This window comes from Isoptericola sp. NPDC057391, assembly GCF_042668085.1.
Lineage (GTDB): Bacteria > Actinomycetota > Actinomycetes > Actinomycetales > Cellulomonadaceae > Isoptericola.
The window spans coordinates 1-23,929 of record NZ_JBHVBO010000008.1 but is presented as its reverse complement, the minus strand read 5'-3'; the positions used below and the strand labels follow the sequence as shown (position 1 = coordinate 23,929).

Here is a 23,929-nt window from a genome sequence, read left to right as displayed (position 1 = left end):
CCCGCGCTACAGGGCCGCAAAGCCGAGGGCCGTCACCGCCGCCGTCGCGGCGGCGGTCAGCGCGGCGAGCAGGAGGCGCGAACGCAGAGGCCGGCGCGAGTCGAGGACCAGCCCGACGGCGAGGATGCCCGCAGCGACGACGCCGCCGTAGGTGATCCCGCCGTACGTCGGCCCGACGGCCCAGCCCATCCACGTGCCGGTCGCGAGGGCGGCGATGCCGGCGGTGCACCACATCGGCAGCTCGACGTCCGACACCAGCGTGATGACGAACGTGAGCGCCAGCGTCGCCAGAACGGGCAGCACCGCCCAGATCAGGAGCGAGTAGCCCACGAAGGCGAACCAGTGCAGGTTCAGCATCCGCCAGCCGGCGTCGGCGACGACGACCGCGGCCACGGCGGCGCACGCCAGGAGTGCGCGTCGCATGCTCCGCAGCGCGGCATCCTCTCGGCGCCAGAGGTGCGCGGGAGGGCTCGTGGGCGACGGCGCGGACACGCCGACCACGCTACGCCGGGCGTCGCGCACCGGCAGAAAGAACCTGACGGGGCCTGCGGCCACCACGGATGCTGGGACCGTGCTCCCGACGCTCACCCCTGATGCCACCGCCGACCAGGCACGCGCCGCCCTCGAGTCCGCGGGCTGGCGCGAGGTCGGGACCGGTGACTGGGCGTGGGTGCTCGCGTCGCCCGACGACACGCTCGCCGCGCGCGTCACGCCGTTCGACCCGGCGTTCCGGCTGTTCGCCGACGCCTGCCTCGCCGGCCCGCCGAACCCGTTCCTGGTGCGCGTGGACGACGTCGTCCGGCTCCGCCACCGCGGCTACGTCGTCGTCATGGAGCGCCTGCACCCGGCGGACGAGGGCCGCGCCCGCGACCTCGTCGCGTCCCTCGGCATCCCGAGCGCGTCCGACCCGACGCCGCCCGACGGCGCGAGCGCCGACCTCGCCGACCACCCCGACGTCGTCGACCTGCGCCGTCGGATCGAGGACCTGCTCGCCGACGGGGCCCGCCGCTACAGCCTGTGGGGCGGCGCGGACATCAGGCCCGGCAACATCCTGCAGGCCGCGGACGGCGCCCTCCGGCTCACCGACCCCGTCTTCGTGCACGGCCCCACCGTGTTCGAGTCGATCCGCGACGGCCGGGCGGACCGGCTCGCCGACTTCTCCCGCGCCGACCTGGAGGACTTCCTGCGGATCCCCGCCTTCGTGCCCGGCCCGGACACCGACGCCCTGCGCCGCGCGCTGGACGAGCTGGTGCTGGGAGACGATCAACGCACGACGTCGTAGACGACGTGCACCGCCGTCGTCGACGGCGTCACCGTCCGCTGCACCAGCGTGTGCCGCCGGCCGCCGACGAACAACGGCGTGCCGTCGCCGAGGACGACGGGGGACAGGTGCAGGGTCAAGACGTCGAGCAGACCCGCGTCGAGCGCGGAACCGACGGTCGTGCCGCCGCCCATGAGGACGACGTCTCGGTCGCCGCCGCCCGCCTCGGCCGCGTCGCGAGCCTGGGCGACGGCGTCGCGCAGGCCGGTCGTGACGAACGTCCAGAACGCGAGCCGTGTGCGTACGGGCGGGTTGCTCGTGACGACGAAGAACGGCGGCCGGCCGACCTCGCGGGCGCCGTAGCCCACCTCGTCGTTCCAGCCCTGCGGCCCGTCGACGACGTCGAACAGGTTCCTGCCGAGCACGACGGCGCCGCTGCTCGCCGTGGCGGCGCGCAGCTGCTCCCGGTCCACCGGGTCGTCGCTGAACGCCCACGTGTGCAGGGCCTCGCCGCCGTCGCCCAGGCCGTTCTCGGGCCCCGGGTTCGGCCCGGTGACGAACCCGTCCAACGAGATCGAGATGTCTCCCACCACTCTGGTCATGGGTGGTGGACCCTGGCGGCGGCCGGAACTCGTCGCCGGCACGTGGGCCTCAGCGAGCGGCGGACAGAAAGACGTCGACGTCGTCGCGCGACTGCAGCCGGTGGAACTCGAGGTGATCGTGCGTGGGGTCGGCCATCGCGGCGCCGTACCGCTCGGGGTACCGGTTCAGCTGCTCCCACGACCAGCGGACGATCGAGCTCCTGCGCCACGGCGCGAGGACGTCGCGCCAGCGCTGCCGGTTGCCGGTGCCCGGCCAGAGCTCCGTGCGATCCATCGCGCGGGCCAGCGTGCGCCGGTACACCTGCATCATCACGACCGGCCGCGGCGGGTCGAGCCAGACGACGGTGTCGGCGCGGGCCCAGACCTCGTCCTGGAGGCGCGAGTAGTTGCCATCGATCACCCACGCGCCCGAGGCGATCGCGGCCCGGGCGTCGGCCTCGAAGTCGTCGCGCGGCCGCGGCGTCCAGTCCCGGCCCCAGAACATCGCGTCCAGCTCGACGTGCCGCACCCCGAGCTCGGCCGCCAGGCGCCTCCCGACCGTGGACTTCCCCGACCCGGCCGCCCCGACCACCGACACCCTGCGCACCGGGGGAACCTAGCAGCCGGTCCCGGTCCAGGGCGGCGGCTCAGCCGACGATGTCGAGGTCCGCGAACGGGTGGGGTGCACACGATGCGCTGGGGTCGATCTCGCAGAGCGTCTTGGCGCCCTGGAGGTCGACCGAGATCTGCGCCTCGCCGACGGGCATGTCGTCCGGCACGCGGACGGTGGCCTCTGCGGCACCGGTGTCGTCGGGGTCGAGGACCACGAGGCCGGCGGAGTAGTAGTGGCTGCCGAGGTCGTCGTTGCCCGTCCCGTCCACCCGCGAGCCGATCGAGATCCCGTACCGAGCGCCGCCCGGCAACGTCGACGAGCATTCGGGATGACGCCCGACCCCGCTGATCACGACCTGGACCTCGTCGCCAGGGGCGACGCTCGTCGGGTTCACGACCGGGTCCTCGGGGGAGCAGTAGGCCGTGGGACGGAGCGCATCGGCCAGGCCGCCGCACCCGGCGAGCACTGCTGTCGCTGCGACGAGGCAGGTGGCGAGCAGGCTCTGACGTCCGCCGGCGCTCGACATGGCACGAACATAGCGGCTGGCCGCACTCACCGTTTGGCAAGGAGTTGCGCGATGCGCGCGTGCGTCATGAACGACTGGTTCATGCGCCGGTACGCGTGGAAGTTCAGCACCACGTGGGCGTCCTGGCGCGGGTAGTAGAACAGGTGGGTGGCGAAGTGCCCGAGCCCGCCCACGGGCTCGGGCAGCCCACGTAGGAACGGCGGCGTGAACTCCCCGAACCGCACGGTGACCATGCCCGCGCCGTAGTGGATCCCCCGACGACGGCGGTGTCGCGGTGCGGCCATCCAGCGCAGGGTCTCGGGGGAGACCAGGCGTCCGCCGTGCAGCGCCCGCTGGAACCGCACGAGGTCGGCGGGCGGGGCGACGATGCCGCCGCCGGCCCAGTCGAGGCTCATGCTCAGCGCGCGGCTGAGCTCGTGCCTCCCGAGCCAGAAGGGCGCGACGTCGAGGCCCTCGAGGTCGGCAGGGCTGCGGGCGTCGCTGTACGGGGTGGAGGAGCGCTCCATGCCGCTGGGCTCGAGGACGCGGGCGCGCAGGGCGGCGTTGAACGGCTCGCCCGTGACCTCTTCCACGACGCGGCCGAGCAGCACGAACGCGGTGTCGCCGTAGCGGAACCGCTCGCCCGGGCGCTCGCGAGCGGGCAGACGGCGCACCTCGTCGAGCAGCGCGGCGGGGGACCAGTACCGGTCCGGCTCCGTCGCGGCGGTCCGCGTCGAGACCGCGGTCCGGGATCCCCGGGGCGGCTCGAAGTAGTCCGGCAGCCCGCTGGTGTGCGTGAGCAAGTGCTCGACCGTGACGTCGGTGCGCACGTCGACGCCCGGGGCGGCGGGCAGGCCGTCGACGTCGGACGCGGGGAGCAGCTTTCCGAGCGGGCTGTCGAAGCCGAGGCGGCCCTGCTCGACGAGCAGCGCGACGAGCGTGGCGGTCATGACCTTCCCGACGCTGGCGGCGTGGAACGGCTGCGACCCGCCCGACTCGAGCTCCAGTCCCGGGGCGACGACCAGCACCTGGGGCGCCGGCATCGACGGGCGCCGTCGGGCGATCCGGTCCAGCGCCGACCTCAGGCGGTCGACCTCGCGTGACGTGTCCATGACCCCTCCTCCGCTAACAAGTCTCATAGACATGTCTACTAGACAGGTCTATGAGGGTCAACGGTCTAGGGTCGGACCATGGCGCACGTGATCCTCGGCCTGCTCCTGCTGCGGCCGGCCAGCCTGTACGACCTGGTCAAGCACTTCGAGGCGTCGGTCTCGCTGTTCTACAGCGCCAGCTCCGGCAGCATCCGGCGTGCGCTGGAGACGCTGCTGACCGGCGGCCTCATCGAGGTCGCGGACGTCGCCCCCGGCGCGCGCGGCCGCAAGACGTACCGCGTCACGGACGCCGGCCGCGCGGACTTCCGCGCCTGGCTGACCGGCCCTGTGACCGGCCCCGACGCCGAGGCCGCCGTCCTGCCGCGCCTGTTCTTCCTCGGCCTGCTCGAGCCGGACGAGCGCGCCGCCGTGCTGCCGCGGCTCACGGCGCGGGTCGACCAGGACGTCGCGCGGCTGGAGGCGCTCGAGGACCAGCTCGCCGGGCAGGAGGTCCCCGACGAGCTCGCCAACGTCTTCGCCTACCAGCGCGCCACCCTCGACTACGGCCTCGCCTCGGGCCGCTTCGCGCGCGACTGGTTCCGCCGCTACGCGCAGGAGCGCGACGCCCCCGCACCGTGAGCGTGGGGCGGTGCGCTTGCTAGAGTCGTGCCGCCGGTCAAGCAGTGGCCGGCTCGCTCTGAGCAGTGTCGGAGGCGACCATGGCCGTAGACACCACCGTGACCGGTGAGCCCTCGGGCCTCCGTCCCCCACGCCTGGTGGGCTCCTTCCGCCTCGACCTGTCGTCCGACCGCTGGACGTGGTCGGAGGCGGTCTACCGCATGCACGGCTTCGAGCCGCACGAGGTGGTGCCCACCACCGACCTCGTCCTCGCCCACACCCACCCGGAGGACCGCGACGACGTCCGCGCCGTCCTCGGGACGGCGCCGGCGACCGGGGTGTTCTCGAGCGTGCACCGCATCGTGACGGCCCGGCGCCGCGAGCTCACGGTCGCCGTCGTGGGCGGCGCCGAGGACGACCAGGGCCGCGACGAGGCGACGGGCTACTTCCTCGACGTGACGTCCGCCGTCGCCGAGCGGGCGGGGGAGCGGGCCTCGGCGGACATCCGGGCGGCTGCCACGACCCGAGGCGTCATCGAGCAGGCCAAGGGCGTGCTCGCCGTCGTCTACGACGTCGAGATCGACGGGGCCTTCGAGCTGATGCGGTCGGCCTCCAACGACCACAACGTGGCCGTGCGGGACCTGGCGCGGGCCGTCGTCGACGTCGCGCACCGTCGCGACGTCGACCGTCGCGCGGCGCTCGACCGCGTGCTGCGCCGCGGCTGACCGGGGGCGCGGGTCAGTCGTCGTTCCGGCGCGTCTCGACCGGACCCGCCTCGTCCGCGAAGGTCAGCCGCCGCGCCACCACGTCCTCCGCGACGTCCTCGAGCGTGCTGCCCCGCCCGAACGCGTGCGCGCGCAGCACGGCGAGGGCGTCGCGCGGCTGCACCCGCAGCTGCGCGGACACCATGCCCGTGGCCTGGTCCACCCGCGCCCGCGCGGACCAGCCGACCTGGTCGATCTCCCCGAGCACGGCCGTGCCGACGGCGTCCGCGAGGAACTGCGCCTCCTCGGCGTCACGCGCCAGCCCTCTCCCCGGCCCGACGACGAGCCCCAGCACCCCGACCGGCTGGCCGTCCACGCGCAGGGGGACGCCGAACCACGTGCCGTCGCCGACGGCCTCGCCGGCGAGCTGCGAGAACACGGGGAACGGGTCGTCGCCCGGCGCGACGCCGAGGGGTGCGGACACGATCGTGTCGTCCTCGAGCGCGCGCTGCCCGGGGCCCTCGCCGAGCACCTCCTGGATGTCCTGGACCCGCGCCGCGACGGCGTCCGTGCTGGTCACGGTGATCTGCTCGCCCGCCAGGGTGGCCAGGGTGAGGCTGCCGGCCCGCGCACCGAGGATCGTGGTGCACGCCCGGCACATCCGTGCCGCGACCGACGCGTCCGCGTCGAGGGTCGCGAGGGTCCGCGCGAGCAGGCCCAGCAGCTCGGAGGTGTTCACCGCTCGCTCCGTCCTGTCGCCTGCGGGCCAGTTTTGCACTGATGCCCGATGCACGACACGGCGCGGCGGATCCGGCGCCGCCTCAGCGGTCGAGGCCGCCGATGACGTCGCCCTCGCCGCCCAGGACGAGGGTCCGCACGATCGACTCGGCGACCTCGCGCTCGCTGAGCCCGCGCCGGGCGGCCGCCGTCCGCAGCGTGGCGCGCGCCTCGTCCTCAGGGCAGTCGTTCGACGCCATGATCGCGCCCACCGCCTGCTCCACCGTCGCCCGGTCGGACAGGGTGCGGTACAGGCCCGCGACGGCGTCCCCGAGGTCGGCGAACTGGAGCTGCAGGCGCACGGCGTCGGCCGCGAGCGCGGCGTGGCCGACGGCGGCGTCCACCAGGCCGGCCGGCCAGTCTCCGGCTGTGCGGCTGTACACGTTGATCGCCACCCGGACCCCGGGGCCCACCTCGGCGGGGACGGCGAGCGCCTGGACGAAGCCCTCGGCCTCCGCGGCCGTCCGCCAGGCCTCCCAGCCCGGCACGGCGTCCGGGACGGCCGTGGTCAGCACCGTGCCCCGCCGCATCGCGTCGATGCAGGGCCCGGTGTCGGCGCGCGCCTCGGCCTGGTCGCAGCGCCCTGCCCCGGGCGTGCTGCTGCCGGCCCGCAGCGAGATGCCGTGCTCGCGCAGGCTGATGCTCGCCTCGACGCCGTGGCCGAGCACGGCGGCGGCGCGGACGGCGCACTCGTCGAGGTAGCGGGACAGGGCCATGGGCGTCACGGTACTCGTGCGCCCCGGCCCCGTCCCGCGGGTCCGTCGGGCGCCGCCCCTCAGCGGCGCCCGGTGAGCCGGTCCACCTGGAAGAGCGTCGTCGTGCCGGACACCTCGTTCGCGACGGCGAGCAGCGGCCGGCGCGTGGGGGAGTCGGACGCCGGCACGAACGTCAGGCCCTCCGGCCCCAGGTCGCCGGCGCCGGCGAGCGCGTCGGCCGGGGCGGCGCCGTCGTCGATCGCGTCCTCGACGGACACCGCGTAGTCGCGGTTCGAGACGTAGGTGACGAACGCGGCCCGCTCGGGGCGCGTGATGTCGTAGACCATGAGGCCGCTCGCCCGCTCCAGGCCCACGAACGCGTACGTGCGGCCCGCCACCTCGCCGATCGCGAGGTTCTCCGGCTCGGGGCCCTTGTCGTCGCTGCGGCCGTCGCCCTTCGTCTCCGTGTGGTTGGTGTTGAACGCGTCGCCCAGGGCCTCGGCCGTCATGCGCTCGAACTCGTCGCCGGAGTCGAAGACGAGCTCGCCGTCCGTGGTCCACACGGAGAAGGACCGCCCGCCGAGCGCGAACAGCTCCTCGTAGCACGAGCCGTCGGCGCGCAGGCCCGACGCCGTCGTGACGTTCAGGCGGCCGAGGTCCGCGTCGTCGAGCAGGCCGGCGGCGGGGGAGTCCGCGCACACGGGCGCGAGGCCGTCGTCGCCCAGGTCCTTGACGCGCGCGGGCTCGGCGTAGTCGCCCCACTCGCGGGCGTCGCCCTCGTTCGCGGTGACGAGGTAGGTCCGGCCGCGCGAGGTGTACGACGCGATCCCGTCGGGCATGTACAGCCCCTTGACGGGCACCTCGCGCACCGCGGCGACGTCGTCCTTGTCGGACGGGTCGAGGCCCTGGCCGGGCAGCGAGTGGTCCTTGCTGCCGAGCGACCACAGGTCGGCGGTGCGCGCGCGGCGCAGGTCGACCTCGGCGACGGCGTTCGCCTCCTGCAGCGCCACGTACGCGGTGCGCGAGTCCTTCGAGACCGTCACGTACTCCGGCTCGAGGTTGCGCGAGACGCGGTGGGCGAGCGACCCCTCCGGGCCCGCCACGTCCGGCCCGAAGACGCGGAAGCCGTCGGGCAGCCGGTCGCCCTCGAAGGCGTGGAACGTCGCGGTGCGCACGGCGTCCTGCGCGACGCGGCCCGCGTGCTTGCCGGTGAACCGGCGGGGCAGGTCGACGACGGAGACGGAGCCCTCGGGGTCGACGGAGAAGTCGTCGGCGGGCTCGCCCTCGTTCGCGACGACGGCGCGGCGGCCGTCGGGCGTGATCGTCACCATGTCGGGCAGCGCGCCCACGCGCCAGGCGCCGAGCGCGTCGCCGTCGCCGGCGGCGTCGAACACCACGAGCCAGCCGTCGGAGACCTTGTCCGGCGACTCGACCGCGACGACGCCCAGCCCGTCCGGGCGGACGGCGACCGAGTTCGCGACCGCGCCGTCGGGCACGGTCGAGCCGTCCGCGGCGCGCACGCCCGTCGTCCGGAGTGCGAAGAGCTTGCGGGGCGACGACGGGCGCCCGACGTCGAGCACGGTGACCTCGCCCGCCTGCGCGTTCACGGAGAACAGGCGCTCCGAGCGGGCGTGGTACGCGACGATCTCCGCCGCCGACTCGTCGAACACGCCCGTGGCGTACGAGCCGAGGGGCGTGAGGCCGACCCGGGCGTCGTCGGCCGACAGCTCCACCGGGTCGGCGACGACGCCGGCGCCGGGAGGCGTGTCGCGGTGGGCCGACGCGGTGAGCGCGACGGGCACCGCCAGCGCGACGGCGACGGCGGTGGCGCAGCCGGCGACGACGGCGCGTCGTGGGGTGCGGGGGAGCGGTGTGCGCAAGGAGTCCTCCGGGGCCGGGGCGCGCGGAGGGCGCGCCGTCGGGGTGACCGTAGGGAGGACGGGTGGCCGCGGGGGGAGCCGGGGGTGAACGGGTGCCGACCCGCCGGTGAACGCCTGCCCGGGCGGGCCGGTCAGGCGGGAGCGTCCGCGCGCACGCCGTCGCGGCCGAGTTGCGCGATCCGCCACACCGCGCCGGCGAGCAGCACGACGAGCGCCAGGTTCCGCAGCGCCTCGACGACGACCATCGCGGGCTGCCCGCCGAGGAACTCACCGTACGCGACCGGGTAGACGATCTGCGTGCCGAGCGCGGCCAGCAGCACCCCGACGGCCGGCGGGCCCCACAGCCGGCGCGTGCCGGGCCCGGCCAGGGCGATCGCGGCGGCCAGCGGCGGCCCGACCCACGCCACGAACTGCGGCGAGCCCACCTTGTTGAACACGATGAGCGAGAGCAGCAGGGCGGCGGTGCTGAGCAGCAGGACGTCGCCCGCGTGGTCGGGGCGGCGGCGCGCCGTCCACCACGTGAGCGCCGCGATGAGCAGCACCGCGACCGGCAGCAGCCAGTCGAGCAGGGTCGCGACCTGGCGGGCGGCGCCGCCCTGCACCTCGTAGGTGAAGATCACGTCGTTGTACTCGATCCGCACCGACGGGTCCCACAGCCGCGCCACGCTGAACCAGGTGGCGAACACCGACTCCGCCTGCAGGGTGCGCGCCTCCTGCTGGCCGAACACGCTGAACGCCCGCTGGCCCGCGCCACCCGCGAGGGCGAGACCCACGACGACCACGCTCACCACGGCGCCCGGCAGCACGACCTGGCGCAGCAGGTCACGCCAGCGGGCCCGCGTCGCCGCCAGCGCCACGACCACCGCGCCCGGGGCGATCTTGATCCATGCGCCCGCGGTGGCCACCGCCGTCGCGAGGGTGGGGCGGCGCGACGCGACCACCAGCGAGACCAGGATGAGCGGCGCGACGACGCCGTCCAGCCGCCCGAGGAAGATCGGCCCGAGGGCGAGCAGGAACGCGAGCCACCACCAGGCGCCGAGCACGCCGCGCGGTGCGGAGCGGACCAGCACCACCGTCGCGACCGCGTTCAGCGCCACGACCATCGCCGTCCAGGCGACCTCGTATCCCAGCAGGCTGTCGGTCACGAGCGCGGGCAGCGTGACGGGCACGAGCGCGCCGGCGGGATACACCCAGTCGTAGTCGAGGACCGGCCACTGCCCGGTGTCGAGCCCGTGGCGGGCCCACCACTCGTACAGCGTGACGTCGCCGTAGATCGTGTAGCCCCAGGTGATCGCCTGCCCGACCACCCAGGCGTGCACGGCGGCGAAGCCGAGCGCCAGCAGCCACCGGGACCTCAGCGCGGAGCCGAGGGGACCGGGGGCGTTCCGCGCGGCAGCGGTCTGCGTGGATGGCACGCCCGACATGGTGACAGACAGGGCTCGCCGCCGCCCCGGAGCCCTCACGGGGATGCGCGATGCGGGTCTGGACGTCTAAGGTTTCGGATACCCGAAACCTTGCCCGCCCGATGCCAGCACCCGGAGGACCGCATGAGCCGACCGACCCTCGACCGACCCGCCCAGGGAGTGCGCCCCGCGCGCCTGGTGACCCTGCTCGGGCCGGCGTTCGTCGCGGCCATCGCGTACGTCGACCCGGGGAACGTCGCGGCCAACCTCACGGCGGGGGCGCGGTTCGGGTATCTGCTGGTGTGGGTGCTGGTCGTCGCCAACGTGATGGCCGTGCTGGTGCAGTACCTCTCGGCCAAGCTCGGGGTGGTCACCGGGCGCTCGCTGCCCGAGGTGCTCGGCGAGCGGCTGTCCCGGCGGGGCCGGATCGCCTACTGGGCGCAGGCGGAGGTGGTCGCGATGGCCACCGACGTCGCCGAGGTGATCGGCGGCGCCATCGCCCTGCACCTGCTGTTCGGCGTCCCGCTGGTGCTGGGCGGCATCATCACCGGGGTCGTGTCCATGCTGGTGCTCACCGTGCAGCAGCGTCGTGGCCAGCGTGTCTTCGAGACGGTCGTGACGTCGATGCTCGCGGTCCTCACTGTGGGGTTCTGCGCGGGCCTGTTCTTCGCGCCGCCGAACCTGGGGGCCGTGCTCGGCGGCCTCGTGCCGCGGCTCGACGGCCCGGAGTCGGTGCTGCTGGCCGCGTCCATGCTCGGCGCCACGGTCATGCCGCACGCGATCTACCTGCACTCCTCGCTCGCCCGCGACCGCGTGCGGCACGACGCCCGGGTGCAGCGGCGGCACGCCCTGGCCGCCGGCGTCGAGGGGCGCGACGGCGTGGGGGACGGCGGGGCGGCGGACGAGGACGTCGCCGTGCCGGGGCCACCGTCGCCGCCCGTGATCCGTCGTCTGCTCACCGCCACGCGCTGGGACGTCGTCGCCGCGCTGGTGCTGGCGGGCAGCGTGAACATCGCGATGCTCCTGCTCGCGGCCGCCAACCTGCCTGGCCGCACCGGCACCGACTCGATCGAGGGCGCGCACGCGGCGATCGAGTCGTCGCTCGGGCCCGCCGTCGCCGTGCTGTTCGGGGTGGGCCTGCTCGCGTCCGGGCTGGCGTCCACGTCGGTGGGCGCGTACGCCGGCGCCGAGATCATGTCCGGCCTGCTGCACGTACGCGTCTCGCTGGTCACCCGGCGGCTGGTCACCCTGGTGCCCGCGATCGTGCTGCTCGCGACCGGGGTGTCGCCCACGTGGCTGCTGGTCGTGAGCCAGGTGGTGCTGAGCTTCGGCATCCCGTTCGCGATGGTCCCGCTGGTGCGGATCACGCGCGACGCCGGCCTGCTCGGCGGCTTCCGCAACGGCCTCGCCACCCAGGTCGCCGCGTGGGCCGTGGCCGCCGTGATCGTCGTGCTCAACGTCGCGCTGCTCTGGCTGACCTTCACCGGCTGACGCCGAGGTAGTTCAGATTCCCGCGAGGTAGTTCGAACCTCCGCGAGGTAGTCCGAGACTTCGCGAGGTAGTTCGGACTAACCACGCAGAGCGGACTCGAGGCGGTCGACGAGCGCGGCCTGTGCGCTGACGACGACGCGTCGTGCGTCGTCGGGCGCGAACCACGCGATGCGATCGATCTCAGGTACCTCGATGCGACGACCGGACCGCGGCGGCCACTCGATCTCCACGGTGTTGCTGCGCACCTGGGCGAGGTCGGGCCCGGGCGGGGGCCACTCGCGCGCCCAGGCGAGCACGCGCTTGCCGGATCTCTGCTTGACCTCGCCCAGGTCGACGTCGGGGGACGACGGCGCGGGGAGGGGCAGTCCGAGCTCCTCCGCCGCCTCGCGCAGCGCCGCGGCGTGCGGGTCCTCGTCCGGCTCGAGCTCGCCCTTGAGGACGGACCACGCACCTGCGTCCTTGCGGGCCCAGAACGGGCCGCCCATGTGGCCGAGCAGCACCTCGAGGCCGCCGTCGTCCGTGGTGCGGTACAGCAGCAGGCCCGCGCTGGTGGTCGCCATGCGCACAGTCTGGCCCGTCCGGAACTACCTCGCGGAGGCTCGAACTACCTCGCGGGGTTCTGAACTACCTCGGCCAGGCTGAGACCGAGTATCGCTTGACGTGAGACCCGGTCGCGAGTGACGATGGGGAGAGACCGGCGCCGTCCACCACCAGCCTCGGACGGCGCCGGTCCCCACTCCTCACCGGGCCCGGAACGCCGGACCCCCGCGCAGAGAGAGGTCGTCGATGACCCGCAGCTCCTCCCGTGATGTCCCCGTCATGCCCGGCGTGACCGCCCCCGACTACGACGTCTCGCAGCCGCTGGACCTCGACTACGTGGGCGCCTTCGCCGACGTCAAGCCCGAGGAGCGCGCCCACCAGCTCGCCGTCCGCGAGTTCGTGCAGCAGGACGTCCTGCCCGTCATCGACGGCTACTGGGAGCGCGCCGAGGTGCCGTTCGACCTGGTGAAGAAGCTCGCCGAGCGCGACTTCCTGCGCGACGGCGTCGACGTCCCCGGCCGGCCGTCGGTCTCGTTCATGGCCGAGGGGCTGGCCAGCATGGAGATGTCGCGCGGAGACGGCTCGGTCGCCACGATCTGCGGCGTCCAGGGCGGGCTCGCGCTGCGCTCGATCGTCATGCACGGCTCGCCCGAGCAGATCGAGCAGTACGCCGAGCCGATGGCGCGCGGGGAGATCCTCGGCGCGTTCGCGCTCACCGAGCCCACCCACGGCTCGGACTCCGTCTCGCTCGAGACCACGGCCCGCAAGGAGACCCGCGACGGGGTGGAGGGCTACGTCCTCGACGGCGAGAAGAAGTGGATCGGCTTCGGCTCCTGCGGCGACATCACCGTGGTCTGGGCCCGCCTCGTCGGGGACGACGGCGACAACCAGGTGCACGGCTTCATCGTCCCGCAGGACGCCCCCGGCTACACCGCCACGACCATCGAGGGCAAGGTCTCGCTGCGCGCCATCTGGCAGGCGCACATCGTGCTCGACGACGTGTTCATCCCCGCGAGCGCGGCGCTGCCCGGCGCGACGTCGTTCAAGGCGACCGCCGCCGTCCTCTTCGCCACCCGCCTCGCCGTCGCGTGGTCCGCCGTCGGGCACGCCGTCGCCTGCTACGAGGCGGCCGCCGCGTACGCGACCCAGCGCATCCAGTTCGGCCGCCCGCTGGCCAAGAACCAGATGGTCCAGGAGCGGCTCACCCGCATGCTGTCCCTGGTCACGCAGATGCAGCTGCTCGTCGCGCAGATCACGCGCCTCGCCGACGCCGGCACGCTCACCGGGGAGCAGGCGTCGCTCGCCAAGTACACGACGACGCGCCAGGCCCGCGAGGTCGCGTCGATCGCCCGCGACATGCTCGGCGGCAACGGCATCCTGCTCGGCAACCGCGTCGCGCGGCACTTCGCCGACCTCGAGGCGCTGCACACCTACGAGGGAACGGAGTCGATGCAGGCGCTCATCGTCGGTCGTGACATCACCGGGGTCTCGGCCTTCGCCTGAGCCTCGGCCGCACAAGAGACCACGGGGGCCCGCGCGCGGCGCGGGCCCCCGTCGTCGTCCCGGGAGTCACCGGGCGAGCGACCCGTCCTAGGGTGGCGCCGTGACCGCCGACCTCGCCCGCGCGGGCGCCCGCTGGGACGACGACCCGAGCGCGGGGGAGTGGATCCTGCCGCTCCTGGGCGAGTTCGGCCCGACCGTCGACGCGATCGTCCCGCCCGTCTACGCCGGGTACGCCGTCGTGCCGTTCCCTCTCGACGACGACGAGCCGGAGGAGCGCGACGTCGTCCCGGAAGGCGCCTACGAGCGCCTGGCCGCACTGCTGGAGGTGTTCGGGCCGCGGACCGGGGAGCAGGCGGTCCACGTCGGCCTGTGGGAGGGCTGGGGCTTTCTCTACGATCACGGCAAGGACCCCGCCACGGCACCCGGGATGGGCGTGTACCTCGCGGTCGAGGAGCGCCCGCGGTGGTGGCAGCGCGGTCGAGAGGCCCGGGCGGTGCGCAGCGAGATGCGACGTGCCCTGGCGGAGGCGCGCGCGGAGCTCGCCGACCTCCGGGTGGAACGCCCTGCGGCGGCCCCGCTCGCCTACCCCGAGCGTGCCCGCTTCCTGTGGACCGGGCCGCTCGGCTCGGCGCTCGCACTGCGGCGGCACGACACCCTGCCGTCGATCGTCTGGCCCGAGGACCGGTCGTGGTTCCTGGGCATCCCGGAGTACACGCGCGAGGCGGTGCTCGGCGGCCCCGCCGACCTGGTGGCCGCCGTCGGCGCCGACCCGCGCCTCGGCGCCCGCGCCGCGGGACCGGGCACCGAGCTCGACATCGACGACTGACGGCGGCACTTCTTGCTCGGCGCGGTCAGGGCGCGACGGCGGGCGTCGTCGCCCCGGTCTCGGCCTGCTCGCGACGGTGGATCCGCCACCACACGAAGAACCCGGTCAGGGTGAACACGCCGTAGAAGACGTACATCAGCGCGGTGGCGTAGTACCCCGCCGACCAGAGCAGCGGCACGCCCACGACGTCGACCGCCACCCAGACCAGCCAGAACTCGACCCAGCCCTTGGCCATGCCGTACGTGGCGACGAGCGAGCCCATGAAGATCCACGCGTCGGACCACACGGGCTCGTACGAGCCCAGCGCGCGGAACAGCGGCGTCAGCAGCAGGGTGCCGCCCACCATCACGACGACGATCCCCAGGCGAGCCGGCCAGGACGCCCAGTGCGGGTGCACGGCGGCGCCGCCGTCGGCGGGGATCTTGCCGTCGGCGCGGACCTCGAGGTCGGCGCGCTGCGTCCGCCGCCACTGCACCCAGCCGTAGACGGAGACGATCAGGAACATCACCTGCCGGCCGGCCTGGCCGAGCATGTCCGCGCGACCGGTGTCGCCGAACCACGAGCCCATGAAGACGGTGAACAGCACCAGGTTGCCGACGATGCCGACGGGCCACGCCCACACCTTGCGTCGCATGCCGCCGAGCGCGGAGGCGAGGCCGAAGCCGTTGCCGACGATCTCGCGCCAGAGCATCGACTGGTCGCCGATGGTCAACGTGGCGTGGAAGAACGCGTCGATCGCGTCCATCGTTCACTCTCCCGGTCCGAGGTGCGGCGTCCGGGGTGAGGGGTCGGCGCTCGCCGAACGCGGCCCCGAGGGCCGTCGTCGGCGACACGACGCCCGGCGGCACCCGCCCTGACGGGCGCGTGCCGCACGTGCTTCCTCCCATCCGGACTTTGACCGTCGGCCCTGGAATCTCACCAGGTCAGCCGGTCCCACCCAGCGGATGCCAGGGGAGACCGGGTCGCGGGCTGTCACCGCCGGCTCGGAATTTCACCGACCCCGGAGCACGTACGTGCGTGTCTTGCGCCGCCGGAGGTCCCGACGGCGTCCTGCACAACTCAGGATGCCACAGCGGCATTCCCGCCGGTCGCGCGGTGCCCCGCGCTCCCGACCGTGAGTCAGGCGAGCGCGTCGCGCACGGCACGCGCGACGTCGTCCGGCCCGGCACCGGGTTCCAGCACCGTGACCACGACGCGCTTCCCGTCGCCGCCGGTCGCGACGGTCCGGGACTCGTCGGCCGTGCCGGAGGTGTCGGCGGGGGACGACGACGGCGCCGCCGGCTCGCCGTCGGGGTGCGGGAACGGGGCGACGGCGGCGCGACGGAGGTCGGCGAACGCCTCCTCCAGGTCCGGCCGCAGATCGAGGTGGGGGTTGCGCAGCCAGCGCCGCAGGATCGCGTTGTGCACCGCGACGACGGACGCCGCGAACGCGATCGACATCGTCGTGGTGGACCGGTCCGGCGGCAGGGTGTCGCGCAGGTAGGCGGTGAACGCCCGCTCGTAGCGGTGCGTCGTGACCAGCTCGCGGTCGCGCAGCGCGGGCACCTGCTGCAGCAGCTGGTGCCGGGCGATCGACGTCTCGCGCTGACCCACGTGGTGGTCGAAGACGAGCCGTGCCGCACGGCAGACCTCGAGGTACGGGTCGGCGGTCGGGTCCCACGCCCGCTCGGGCGCGCGGCCGGACTCCTCGCTCGCCCGCGCCTCGGGGCGGGTCTCCGCGAGCATCACCACGACCTCCTCCAGGAGCAGCTCGTGGTCGGCGAAGACCACGTCCTCCTTGGAGCGGAAGCGGCGGAAGAACGTCGCACGGCTGACGCGGGCGGCGTCGGCGATCTCCTCGACGGTGGTCTGCTCGTAGCCCTGCCGGGAGAAGAGGTCGATCGCGGCGTCGACGGCCTGGGCGTGGGTGTGCGTCCGGACGGCGGTCATGCCTGGGAGGTTACTCCGGCACCGCCGGTCCTCCTCACTGCGCCCGGTCGTTCCCGGGCCCCAGCAGCAGCCGGTAGAACCGGAAGAAGCCGAAGTCGTCGACCGGCAGCACCTCGACGCCGGCGTAACCCGCCGCACGCGCGTAGCGCCGCAGGGTGGCCGGGCGCATCACGGTGCCCGTGCCGGCCGACGGGCGCGTGGACAGGCCGTCCGGCAGGCACACGAACAGGCTGTAGCCGTACATGATCCGGTCGACGTCGTCGGCCGGGGCGCGGAACTCGTCGGCGACGGCCTCGTCCATGACCACCACCACGCCGTCCGGCCGCATCGCGCGGCGCACCCCCTCGAGGACGGCGACCGGACGAGGCATGTCGTGCACGCACTCGAACGCGAACGCCGCGTCGTACGGCTGGGCGACGGCGAGCTCGGCGGCGTCCGCGTGATGGAAGAAGGCCCGCCGCTCGAGACCCGCGTCCGCCGCGGCCGCCCGTGCGGCGGCCACGGAGGGACGGTCCACGTCGACGCCGTGCACCTCGGCGAGCGGGTACGCCTCGGCGAGGGCGAGCGTCGACCAGCCGAAGCCGCAGCCGACGTCGACCACCCGGGCACCCGGCCGGGAGAGCGCCTCGTGCACGGCGGGCAACGCCGCGAGCGTCGGCGCCAGGCGCTGCTCGAACCACGGCCGGTTGACGTCGGACTGTGCCTGCCGGGCGTCGTCGCCGAGCTGGTCCCACGACACCCCGCCGCCGTCCCGGTACGACTCCAGCAGCCGGGGGAGCTGCGGCCCGATCGCGCCGACGAACCGGGCCAACGGAGCCAGGTAGGCCAGGGATGACGTGTCGGTGAGCACCTCCGCGTGCGCCGCGGGAAGCGCGTAGACGCGGGACCGGGCGACCTCCTGCGGGTCGGCGTCGAGCGCGGGTGCCGCACCGGCGTCCTCCGCGACGAGGACGCCGGAGGCCGCCTGCTGCTCCAGCCACTCGCGCGCATACCGCTCGGCCGTGCCGGTGGCCTCCGCGAGCCCCGTGGACGTCAGGGGGCCGGACGACGCGAGCGCCTGGTACCAGCCGAGACGGTCGCCCACGTGCACGGCCAGGACGTCGATGGCGCCGAGCGTGGCCGCGAACAGCCGGTCGGCGAACGCGTCGGCGGTGTCGGTCGGGTCGGTCATCGCGGCACCTCCGTGCCGTGGCCCGGACGCGCGGGCCGCCAGGCGTCGTCGGGAGCGGCGCCCGTCTCGACGCTAACCCGCGGGAGTCCGGCGCGTCGACGGCCCGGGCGGGTGATCCGCGTCAGCCTCGACGCCGCCCACGGCCGTCGTCCGGCTCCCCGCGGCGGCGCTCGTCGAACCCGGCGTCGGCAGGGCGGCGCGCGCGCTGCAGGTACCGGATCTCGCGGATCGCGACCCCCGCGGCGAGGAAGAACGGGATCCACGCCCAGACCTTGCCGCGCAGCACGACCCACAGCATCGCGAGCGCGACGACGCACGCCCCGACGACGGTCCACACGCTCGCCCACCGCACCTTGCGCACGGGCCGAGGCTACCGCTGCCCGTCCCGCGGAACACGTGCCCGCGGCATGGGTAGGGTGGCGGTCGTGACTTCCGGGACCACCACCGCGCCTGAGACCACGACCGCCCCGACCGCGACCGTCCCCGTCGTGGACGTCTACGTCGACCCGCTGTGTCCCTTCGCCTGGATCACGTCGCGCTGGGCGCTCGAGGTCGCGGAGCACCGGGACGTGGAGCTCTCGTTCCGGCTGATGAGCCTGTACCTGCTGAACAAGGACCGCGACATCCCGGCCGACTACCGGGCAAAGATCGAGGCGTCGCGGGGCATCGGCCGCGTGGCCGCCGCGGTGCAGACCGAGCACGGCCCGGAGGCGTTCAGCGCCTTCTACACCGCGGCCGGCACGCGCATCCACCCCGGCGGTCGCGACGATCTCGACGCCGTCGCCGCGGAGGCCCTGGCCGAGGCCGGGCTGCCCGCGTCGCTGGCGGACGCCGCGTCGTCGGACGCCTACGACGCCGCCCTCGCCGTCTCCCACGAGGCCGGGATGAAGCCCGTCGGGGAGGACGTCGGCACGCCGACGATCCACGTCGACGGCGTGGCGTTCTTCGGGCCGGTCCTCACGCGCATCCCGCGCGGCCAGGACGCGGTACGGATCTTCGACGGCGCCGTCGCGCTCGCGTCGTTCCCGGACTTCTTCGAGCTCAAGCGGTCGCGCACCAGCTCGCCGTCCTTCGACTGACCTGCGGTCCACCCGCACACTTCCCGCACCACCGAGAGGCGAACCATGACCCTCGACCTGCGTGTCTTCACCGAGCCCCAGCAGGGTGCGTCGTACGACGACCTGCTCGCCGTCGCCAAGGCGACCGAGGACCTCGGCTTCAGCGCGTTCTTCCGCTCCGACCACTACCTGACGATGGGTGGCGACGGCCTGCCGGGCCCCACCGACGCGTGGACGACGCTCGCCGGCCTGGCGCGCGACACGTCGACCGTGCGCCTCGGCACCCTCGTCACGTCCGCCACGTTCCGCCACCCCGGCGTGCTCGCCATCCAGGTGGCGCAGGTGGACCAGATGTCCGGCGGTCGCGTCGAGATCGGGCTCGGCGCCGGCTGGTTCGCCCGCGAGCACGAGGCGTACGGCATCCCGTTCCCGGCGAAGCGGTTCGGGCTCCTCGAGGAGCAGCTGGAGATCCTCACCGGCCTGTGGGGCACGCCCGTCGGCGGGTCGTACTCCTTCGACGGCGAGCACTACACGCTCGTCGACTCGCCCGCGCTGCCCAAGCCTGCGCAGGCGAAGATCCCGGTCATCGTGGGCGGCGGCGGCCCGAAGCGGACGCCGTCGCTCGCCGCCCGGTTCGGCGACGAGTACAACCAGGCCTTCCCGGAGCTGGACACGGTCGCGCCGCGCATCGGCGTGATCAACGAGGCGCTGGCCGCGGCGGGTCGCACCCCGGACTCGATCGTGCAGTCCGTCGCGCTCGTGCTCGCGGTGGGCAAGGACGAGGCCGAGTTCACGCGGCGTGCCGCGGCGATCGGCCGCGAGCCGGCCGAGCTGCGCGAGCACGGCGTCGCCGGCACGGTTTCCGAGGCCGTCGACCTGCTCGGCTCCCTGCGCGACCAGGGGATCCAGCGCGTCTACCTGCAGGTGCTCGACCTGCACGACCTCGACCACCTGGACCTCGTGGCGCGCGAGGTCGCGACACAGCTCTGACGCCGGCCGGTCCCGGCCGCGGCGCGGCCGGGCCGCCGGGGCGGCCGCGACCCCGGCATGAATCCATTCACCACGGAGGACCGATGACGATCCACCTCGCCGGCGACTCGACCGTCGCGCCCACCGACTCCGGCCGGACCTCCGGCCACGAGGAGGTCCCCCTGCTGGGCTGGGGCGACGAGCTCGCCGCGTTCACGGACGACGTCGTACGCAACCACGCGATCGGCGGCGCCACCACGGCGTCGTTCCGGGCCGAGGGCCGCTGGGAGAAGCTGCTCGCCGAGCTGCGGCCCGGCGACACGGTGGTGATCCAGTTCGGGCACAACGACCAGAAGGAGCCGGACGAGCTCGCGGCCGAGGGCGGGTACACCGACCGCCTCGCGCAGTTCGTCGCGGAGGCTCGGGCGAACGGGGCCCGTCCGGTGCTGGCCACGAGCGTCGAGCGCCGCCTCTACGACGGCGACGGTCCCGACGCCGCGCTGCGCTGGTCGCACGGCCCCTACCCGGCGGCCGTGCGCGGCCTCGGCCACGAGCTCGACGTGCCGGTGCTCGACCTCACGGCGTTCACCCGCTGGCTGTACGGGTGGCTGGGCCGCGACGGGTCTGCGGCCCTGTTCCCGCACGGCGCGGCCGCCGCGGCCGGGCTCGCGGTGGACGACAAGCTCGCCGCAGACAACACCCACTTCACGACCGCGGGGGCGCGCGCCGTCGCGCGCTACGTCGGAGAGGCGCTGGCGTCCCTCGACGGCGTGCACGACGCCGAGGAGCCGCTCGGAGCCTGGCTGGTGCAGCCCTGACGAGCGGGGCGCCTCGGGTGCCGGGTGCGTGACCGGTGACGGTGCGGGGCCAGTACGCTGTGCGGCGGCAATCTTCACCGGACGTTCACGGGCGAGCGACAGCGGTGAGCACGGCGGCCCGCGCGCGGGCCCGACGGACGGAGCACCATGAGCCTCGGCTGGACCAAGCACGGTGACGGCAGGCACGTCGCCCCCGGCGACGTCGTCGCCCCCGACGAGCGGCTGAGCTGGCCGCGCACCATCGGCATCGGCATGCAGCACGTGGTGGCCATGTTCGGCTCCACGTTCATCGTGCCGCTCCTCACCGGCTTCTCACCCGCGACGACGCTGTTCTTCTCGGCCATCGGCACCGCGCTGTTCCTGCTGATCACGCGCAACCGGCTGCCCAGCTACCTGGGGTCCAGCTTCGCGTTCATCGCCCCGATCCTCGCGGCGACGGCGTCGCACGGGCAGTCCGTGGCGGTGGGCGGCATCCTCGTGACCGGCCTCGTGCTGGCCGCGGTCGGCGTGCTGGTGCACTTCGCCGGCGCCCGGTGGATCGACGTGGTCATGCCGCCGATCGTCACCGGCACGATCGTGGCCCTCATCGGCCTCAACCTGGCCCCGGCCGCGTGGGGCAACTTCCAGAAGGCCCCGGTCACCGCCGCGATCACGCTGGCGGCGATCATCCTCGTGACCGTGCTGTTCAAGGGCATCATCGGGCGCCTGTCGATCCTGGTCGGCGTGGCGATCGGCTACGTCGCCGCGCTGATCCGGGGTGAGGTCGACTTCACCGCCGTCGGGAAGGCGGAGTGGTTCGGGTTCCCGCACTTCGTCACACCGTCGTTCGACCCGGCGGTCCTGGGCCTCTTCGTGCCGGTGGTGCTGGTGCTCATCGCGGAGAACGTGGGCCACGTGAAGTCGGTGGCCGCGATGACCGGCAAGAACCTCGACGGCGTCGCCGGCCGGGCGCTGTTCGCCGACGGCGTCGCGACCACCATCGCGGGCGTCGGCGGCGGCTCCGGCACCACGACGTACGCCGAGAACATCGGCGTCATGGCCGCGACCCGCGTGTACTCGACGGCCGCGTACTGGGTGGCGGCCGCGACCGCCTTCCTGCTGTCGATGTCCCCCAAGTTCGGGGCGCTCATCGCCACGATCCCGGACGGGGTGCTCGGCGGGGCGACGACGATGCTCTACGGCATGATCGGCATCCTCGGCGCGCGCATCTGGGTGCAGGCCAGGGTGGACTTCGGCAACCCGGTGAACCTCACCACCGCCGCCGTCCCGCTGATCATCGGCATCGCGAACTTCACGTTCTCCGCCGGCGACCTCACGTTCGAGGGCATCGCGATCGGCACGGCGTCCGCGCTGGTGATCTACCACGGCATGCGGGCGATCGCCCGGTGGCGCGGCACCGACCAGGAGCCCGCCTCGCCGGCGTCGGCCCCCGCGGCGGCCGAGGCGACGGACTGACGTCCGCCCGGGTGGCCCGGCCCTAGTTCTTGGGCAGGGTCACCCGGGGGATCGGCGTGATCTCACTGGCGGGCACGCACCCCTCGACGTCCTTCATCGGGGTCTCGGCGTCCAGCAGCACGTCGTCCTCGCTGAGCGGCGGGCTGTACTCGTCGCCGACGAGCAGGTCGATCGTGGCACCCTTGCGGTCGTCGAGCACGAGGCGGACGTCGGGGTACTGGGCGGCGAGGGTGTAGGCGCGGGTGATGCCCTTGGTGCCGAACCGCACCTCCGACTGTCCGAGCTTCTCCACCCAGTTGCCGGTGTCGACGACGTTGAAGCCGCGCTCGTTGAGCACGTCCTCGTTCGCACCCGCGAGGGGCTCGCTGCCGTCGGCGGCGTTGTAGACCCGCACCTTGACGTCGGCGTACGGCACGGGCAGGGCGCCGTCGGGCTGGCCCTCCACCTGCGGCAGGCACGGCTCGGGCTGCGGGGCCTCGGCGACGGGCGTGTAGATCGGCCGCGAGAACGGCGAGCTGAACGCGCCCGAGTACATCGCGGCGGCGGCCAGGCCCGCGAGCAGCAGGAACGCGATGAGGAGCCCGAAGACCACGGCCTGCCGCTCGTGCTCGCGCTTGCGGCGCGTCTCGCGGACCGGGTCAGGGGCAGGTGATGTCACGCGAAGAAACTACCCGAGTTCGAGGGATCGTTCGCGGGAGCGCCGCCGGTCGTGGCGGGACTCACCGCAGCACGAGGACCCGCGCGTGCAGCACGGGGCGCTGCTGGAGGGCGGCCCGCACGGCGCGGTGCAGCCCGTCCTCGAGGTACAGCACGCCCTGGTACTCCACGACGTGGGCGAACAGGTCGCCGAAGAACGTCGAGTCCTCCGCGAGCAGGTGGTCGAGGTCCAGCGTGCGCTTGGTCGTGACGAGCTCGTCGAGCCGTACCTGGCGCGGTGGCACGTCCACCCAGTCCTTGGCGGTGACGTGCCCGTGGTCGGGGTAGGGACGGCCGTCCCCCACGGCCTTGAAGATCATGGCTGCCATCGTAGGGGCGGGCCTGTGACCGGCCGTCTCGTTGCCTCGCGATACGGACACGATGTCGTCACGATCCCGTCACGACGCCGGGTCGAGCCGCCGGTGCCCCTGCGTCAGCGGGGCCGGCGCAGCTCCACGAGGTGGCGCGCCGAGTGCGCGACGAACGGCCCGTCGGCCTCGATCCGCTCGTGCAGGTCGCGCAGCTCGGTCCGGTAGGCGTCCACGGTGAAGCCCGGCACCATCCACACCACCTTGCGCAGGAACCAGGCGACGGCGCCGACGTCGTGGAACTCGATCCGCAGGCGTTCCGCCCGCAGGTCGACGAGCTCGAGGCCGGCGGCGCGCGCGGCGGCCACCTCGTCCTCCGGGTCGCGGCCCCGCCGGACCTCCTCGGGCTGGGGGCCGAGGAAGAACTCGACGAGCTCGAAGACGCTTGCGGGCCCGACGTGCTGCGCCAGGTACGTACCGCCGGGCCGCAGCACGCGCGCGATCTCCGCCCAGCGGGGGACGACGGGGTGCCGGCTCGTGACGAGGTCGAACGCGCCGTCGGCGAACGGCAGGGGCGCGGAGTCCGGGCCGCCGTCGTCGTGCGCGACGACGGCGACGCCGAGCGGGTGCAGCAGCCGCGTCGCGGACGCGACGTTGGGCGGCCAGCCCTCGGTGGCGACCAGCAGGCGGGGGAGCGACGGCGCCGCGGCGAGCACCTCGCCGCCGCCGGTCTGCAGGTCGAGCGCGGCGTCGACGGTGCCGAGCCGCTCGTGCAGCAGCCGGGAGTAGCGCCAGCTGGGGCGTCCCTCGGTGGCGCGGCCCTCCAGCCAGGAGAAGTCCCAGCCGGACATCGGTGCGGCGTCGGCCTCGGCGAGGAGCTCGTCGAACGTGCGGTCCATGCCCTCATCGTCGGATGCCGTCCAGGTGGTCGCCATCGAAATTCCGTGCGGTCGAGGCCGGGGACGACGAAGGGCCCGCACCGTGCGGTGCTGGCCCTGCGGTCTGGCGGAGGCTGGGGGATTCGAACCCCCGAGGGC

Annotated in this window: 27 protein-coding genes and 1 riboswitch; of the genes, 10 read left to right on the top strand and 17 right to left on the bottom strand. The window is 74.1% G+C overall.

From position 1 onward, the window contains the following. Nucleotides 1–6: 6 nt before the first annotated feature. Nucleotides 7–423, bottom strand: a complete 417-nt coding sequence (locus ACFUVW_RS02305; protein WP_430569732.1) for a hypothetical protein — start codon at nucleotides 421–423, stop codon at nucleotides 7–9. Between the two features lie 148 nt (nucleotides 424–571). On the opposite strand from ACFUVW_RS02305, the gene ACFUVW_RS02300 reads away from it, so the two are divergent. Beyond that, nucleotides 572–1,282 (top strand): hypothetical protein, encoded by a 711-nt coding sequence (locus ACFUVW_RS02300; RefSeq protein WP_430569731.1) that lies wholly within the window; start codon nucleotides 572–574, stop codon nucleotides 1,280–1,282. On the opposite strand, the gene ACFUVW_RS02295 is transcribed toward ACFUVW_RS02300, so the two are convergent. Genes ACFUVW_RS02295 through ACFUVW_RS02280 form a run of 4 tightly spaced genes read right to left on the bottom strand, consistent with a single transcriptional unit; the run spans nucleotide 1,264 to nucleotide 4,072 of the window. Next, nucleotides 1,264–1,863, bottom strand: coding sequence for a dihydrofolate reductase family protein (locus tag ACFUVW_RS02295; RefSeq protein ID WP_430569730.1), 600 nt, complete (start codon nucleotides 1,861–1,863; stop codon nucleotides 1,264–1,266). The genes ACFUVW_RS02300 and ACFUVW_RS02295 overlap by 19 nt on opposite strands. 49 nt (nucleotides 1,864–1,912) lie before the next feature. Beyond that, nucleotides 1,913–2,449, bottom strand: a complete 537-nt coding sequence (locus ACFUVW_RS02290; RefSeq protein ID WP_430569729.1) for a toxin — start codon at nucleotides 2,447–2,449, stop codon at nucleotides 1,913–1,915. A gap of 40 nt (nucleotides 2,450–2,489) precedes the next feature. Then, entirely contained in the window at nucleotides 2,490–2,981 is a 492-nt protein-coding gene (locus tag ACFUVW_RS02285; RefSeq protein WP_430569728.1) for a hypothetical protein, read from the bottom strand. Between the two features lie 26 nt (nucleotides 2,982–3,007). Further along, nucleotides 3,008–4,072 (bottom strand): serine hydrolase domain-containing protein, encoded by a 1,065-nt coding sequence (locus ACFUVW_RS02280; RefSeq protein ID WP_430569727.1) that lies wholly within the window; start codon nucleotides 4,070–4,072, stop codon nucleotides 3,008–3,010. A gap of 78 nt (nucleotides 4,073–4,150) precedes the next feature. Between ACFUVW_RS02280 and ACFUVW_RS02275 the strand changes: the two genes are divergently transcribed. Next, nucleotides 4,151–4,690 carry a helix-turn-helix transcriptional regulator gene (locus ACFUVW_RS02275; protein WP_430569726.1) on the top strand — a complete coding sequence of 180 codons (540 nt, stop codon included), beginning with the start codon at nucleotides 4,151–4,153 and terminating at the stop codon, nucleotides 4,688–4,690. An 80-nt stretch (nucleotides 4,691–4,770) separates the two neighbouring features. Further along, on the top strand, nucleotides 4,771–5,394 hold the full coding sequence (locus ACFUVW_RS02270) for a PAS and ANTAR domain-containing protein (protein WP_430569725.1): 624 nt from the start codon (nucleotides 4,771–4,773) through the stop codon (nucleotides 5,392–5,394). A 13-nt stretch (nucleotides 5,395–5,407) separates the two neighbouring features. Here the strand turns inward: ACFUVW_RS02270 and ACFUVW_RS02265 are convergent, their stop codons facing one another. From ACFUVW_RS02265 to ACFUVW_RS02250, 4 genes are all read right to left on the bottom strand, one after another. Further along, nucleotides 5,408–6,112 carry an ANTAR domain-containing protein gene (locus ACFUVW_RS02265; protein ID WP_430569724.1) on the bottom strand — a complete coding sequence of 235 codons (705 nt, stop codon included), beginning with the start codon at nucleotides 6,110–6,112 and terminating at the stop codon, nucleotides 5,408–5,410. 82 nt (nucleotides 6,113–6,194) lie between these two features. Beyond that, nucleotides 6,195–6,866 (bottom strand): ANTAR domain-containing protein, encoded by a 672-nt coding sequence (locus tag ACFUVW_RS02260; protein ID WP_430569723.1) that lies wholly within the window; start codon nucleotides 6,864–6,866, stop codon nucleotides 6,195–6,197. Between the two features lie 59 nt (nucleotides 6,867–6,925). Continuing rightward, nucleotides 6,926–8,725 carry a choice-of-anchor I family protein gene (locus ACFUVW_RS02255; protein WP_430569722.1) on the bottom strand — a complete coding sequence of 600 codons (1,800 nt, stop codon included), beginning with the start codon at nucleotides 8,723–8,725 and terminating at the stop codon, nucleotides 6,926–6,928. A gap of 131 nt (nucleotides 8,726–8,856) precedes the next feature. Further along, nucleotides 8,857–10,140: a glycosyltransferase 87 family protein gene (locus tag ACFUVW_RS02250; RefSeq protein WP_430569721.1), complete on the bottom strand. Its 1,284-nt coding sequence runs from the start codon at nucleotides 10,138–10,140 to the stop codon at nucleotides 8,857–8,859. Nucleotides 10,141–10,272: 132 nt separating this feature from the next. Here ACFUVW_RS02250 and ACFUVW_RS02245 point away from each other — a divergent pair, with 132 nt between their 5' ends. Next, nucleotides 10,273–11,619, top strand: a complete 1,347-nt coding sequence (locus tag ACFUVW_RS02245; protein ID WP_430569720.1) for an Nramp family divalent metal transporter — start codon at nucleotides 10,273–10,275, stop codon at nucleotides 11,617–11,619. A 77-nt stretch (nucleotides 11,620–11,696) separates the two neighbouring features. Here the strand turns inward: ACFUVW_RS02245 and ACFUVW_RS02240 are convergent, their stop codons facing one another. Beyond that, complete coding sequence (locus tag ACFUVW_RS02240; protein ID WP_430569719.1) at nucleotides 11,697–12,179, bottom strand: NUDIX domain-containing protein; 483 nt, start codon at nucleotides 12,177–12,179, stop codon at nucleotides 11,697–11,699. Nucleotides 12,180–12,405: 226 nt separating this feature from the next. Here ACFUVW_RS02240 and ACFUVW_RS02235 point away from each other — a divergent pair, with 226 nt between their 5' ends. Beyond that, nucleotides 12,406–13,662, top strand: a complete 1,257-nt coding sequence (locus ACFUVW_RS02235; RefSeq protein ID WP_430569718.1) for an acyl-CoA dehydrogenase family protein — start codon at nucleotides 12,406–12,408, stop codon at nucleotides 13,660–13,662. Between the two features lie 100 nt (nucleotides 13,663–13,762). Next, nucleotides 13,763–14,488: a hypothetical protein gene (locus tag ACFUVW_RS02230; RefSeq protein WP_430569717.1), complete on the top strand. Its 726-nt coding sequence runs from the start codon at nucleotides 13,763–13,765 to the stop codon at nucleotides 14,486–14,488. Between the two features lie 25 nt (nucleotides 14,489–14,513). On the opposite strand, the gene pnuC is transcribed toward ACFUVW_RS02230, so the two are convergent. The 4 genes from pnuC to ACFUVW_RS02210 all read right to left on the bottom strand — a co-directional run bounded on the left by pnuC (nucleotide 14,514) and on the right by ACFUVW_RS02210 (nucleotide 17,949). Then, entirely contained in the window at nucleotides 14,514–15,233 is a 720-nt protein-coding gene (gene pnuC, locus ACFUVW_RS02225; protein ID WP_430569716.1) for a nicotinamide riboside transporter PnuC, read from the bottom strand. 124 nt (nucleotides 15,234–15,357) lie between these two features. Beyond that, nucleotides 15,358–15,501: riboswitch (FMN riboswitch) on the bottom strand. A 106-nt stretch (nucleotides 15,502–15,607) separates the two neighbouring features. Beyond that, nucleotides 15,608–16,417, bottom strand: a complete 810-nt coding sequence (locus tag ACFUVW_RS02220) for a TetR family transcriptional regulator (RefSeq protein ID WP_430569715.1) — start codon at nucleotides 16,415–16,417, stop codon at nucleotides 15,608–15,610. Between the two features lie 34 nt (nucleotides 16,418–16,451). Beyond that, a complete protein-coding gene (locus ACFUVW_RS02215) occupies nucleotides 16,452–17,588 on the bottom strand; it encodes a class I SAM-dependent methyltransferase (protein ID WP_430569714.1) in 1,137 nt (378 codons plus the stop codon). A 121-nt stretch (nucleotides 17,589–17,709) separates the two neighbouring features. Further along, nucleotides 17,710–17,949 (bottom strand): hypothetical protein, encoded by a 240-nt coding sequence (locus ACFUVW_RS02210; RefSeq protein WP_430569713.1) that lies wholly within the window; start codon nucleotides 17,947–17,949, stop codon nucleotides 17,710–17,712. Between the two features lie 64 nt (nucleotides 17,950–18,013). Here ACFUVW_RS02210 and ACFUVW_RS02205 point away from each other — a divergent pair, with 64 nt between their 5' ends. The 4 genes from ACFUVW_RS02205 to ACFUVW_RS02190 all read left to right on the top strand — a co-directional run bounded on the left by ACFUVW_RS02205 (nucleotide 18,014) and on the right by ACFUVW_RS02190 (nucleotide 21,888). Beyond that, nucleotides 18,014–18,667: a disulfide bond formation protein DsbA gene (locus ACFUVW_RS02205; RefSeq protein WP_430569712.1), complete on the top strand. Its 654-nt coding sequence runs from the start codon at nucleotides 18,014–18,016 to the stop codon at nucleotides 18,665–18,667. A gap of 45 nt (nucleotides 18,668–18,712) precedes the next feature. After that, nucleotides 18,713–19,636 carry an LLM class F420-dependent oxidoreductase gene (locus tag ACFUVW_RS02200; protein WP_430569711.1) on the top strand — a complete coding sequence of 308 codons (924 nt, stop codon included), beginning with the start codon at nucleotides 18,713–18,715 and terminating at the stop codon, nucleotides 19,634–19,636. Nucleotides 19,637–19,719: 83 nt separating this feature from the next. Then, nucleotides 19,720–20,433 carry a rhamnogalacturonan acetylesterase gene (locus ACFUVW_RS02195; RefSeq protein ID WP_430569710.1) on the top strand — a complete coding sequence of 238 codons (714 nt, stop codon included), beginning with the start codon at nucleotides 19,720–19,722 and terminating at the stop codon, nucleotides 20,431–20,433. Between the two features lie 147 nt (nucleotides 20,434–20,580). Further along, nucleotides 20,581–21,888 (top strand): uracil-xanthine permease family protein, encoded by a 1,308-nt coding sequence (locus ACFUVW_RS02190; protein ID WP_430569709.1) that lies wholly within the window; start codon nucleotides 20,581–20,583, stop codon nucleotides 21,886–21,888. A gap of 22 nt (nucleotides 21,889–21,910) precedes the next feature. On the opposite strand, the gene ACFUVW_RS02185 is transcribed toward ACFUVW_RS02190, so the two are convergent. The 3 genes from ACFUVW_RS02185 to ACFUVW_RS02175 all read right to left on the bottom strand — a co-directional run bounded on the left by ACFUVW_RS02185 (nucleotide 21,911) and on the right by ACFUVW_RS02175 (nucleotide 23,791). Next, on the bottom strand, nucleotides 21,911–22,546 hold the full coding sequence (locus tag ACFUVW_RS02185; RefSeq protein WP_430569708.1) for a LytR C-terminal domain-containing protein: 636 nt from the start codon (nucleotides 22,544–22,546) through the stop codon (nucleotides 21,911–21,913). A 61-nt stretch (nucleotides 22,547–22,607) separates the two neighbouring features. Next, nucleotides 22,608–22,904: a type II toxin-antitoxin system VapB family antitoxin gene (locus tag ACFUVW_RS02180; RefSeq protein WP_380320948.1), complete on the bottom strand. Its 297-nt coding sequence runs from the start codon at nucleotides 22,902–22,904 to the stop codon at nucleotides 22,608–22,610. Nucleotides 22,905–23,017: 113 nt separating this feature from the next. Then, complete coding sequence (locus ACFUVW_RS02175; protein WP_430569707.1) at nucleotides 23,018–23,791, bottom strand: class I SAM-dependent methyltransferase; 774 nt, start codon at nucleotides 23,789–23,791, stop codon at nucleotides 23,018–23,020. Nucleotides 23,792–23,929 lie beyond the last annotated feature (138 nt).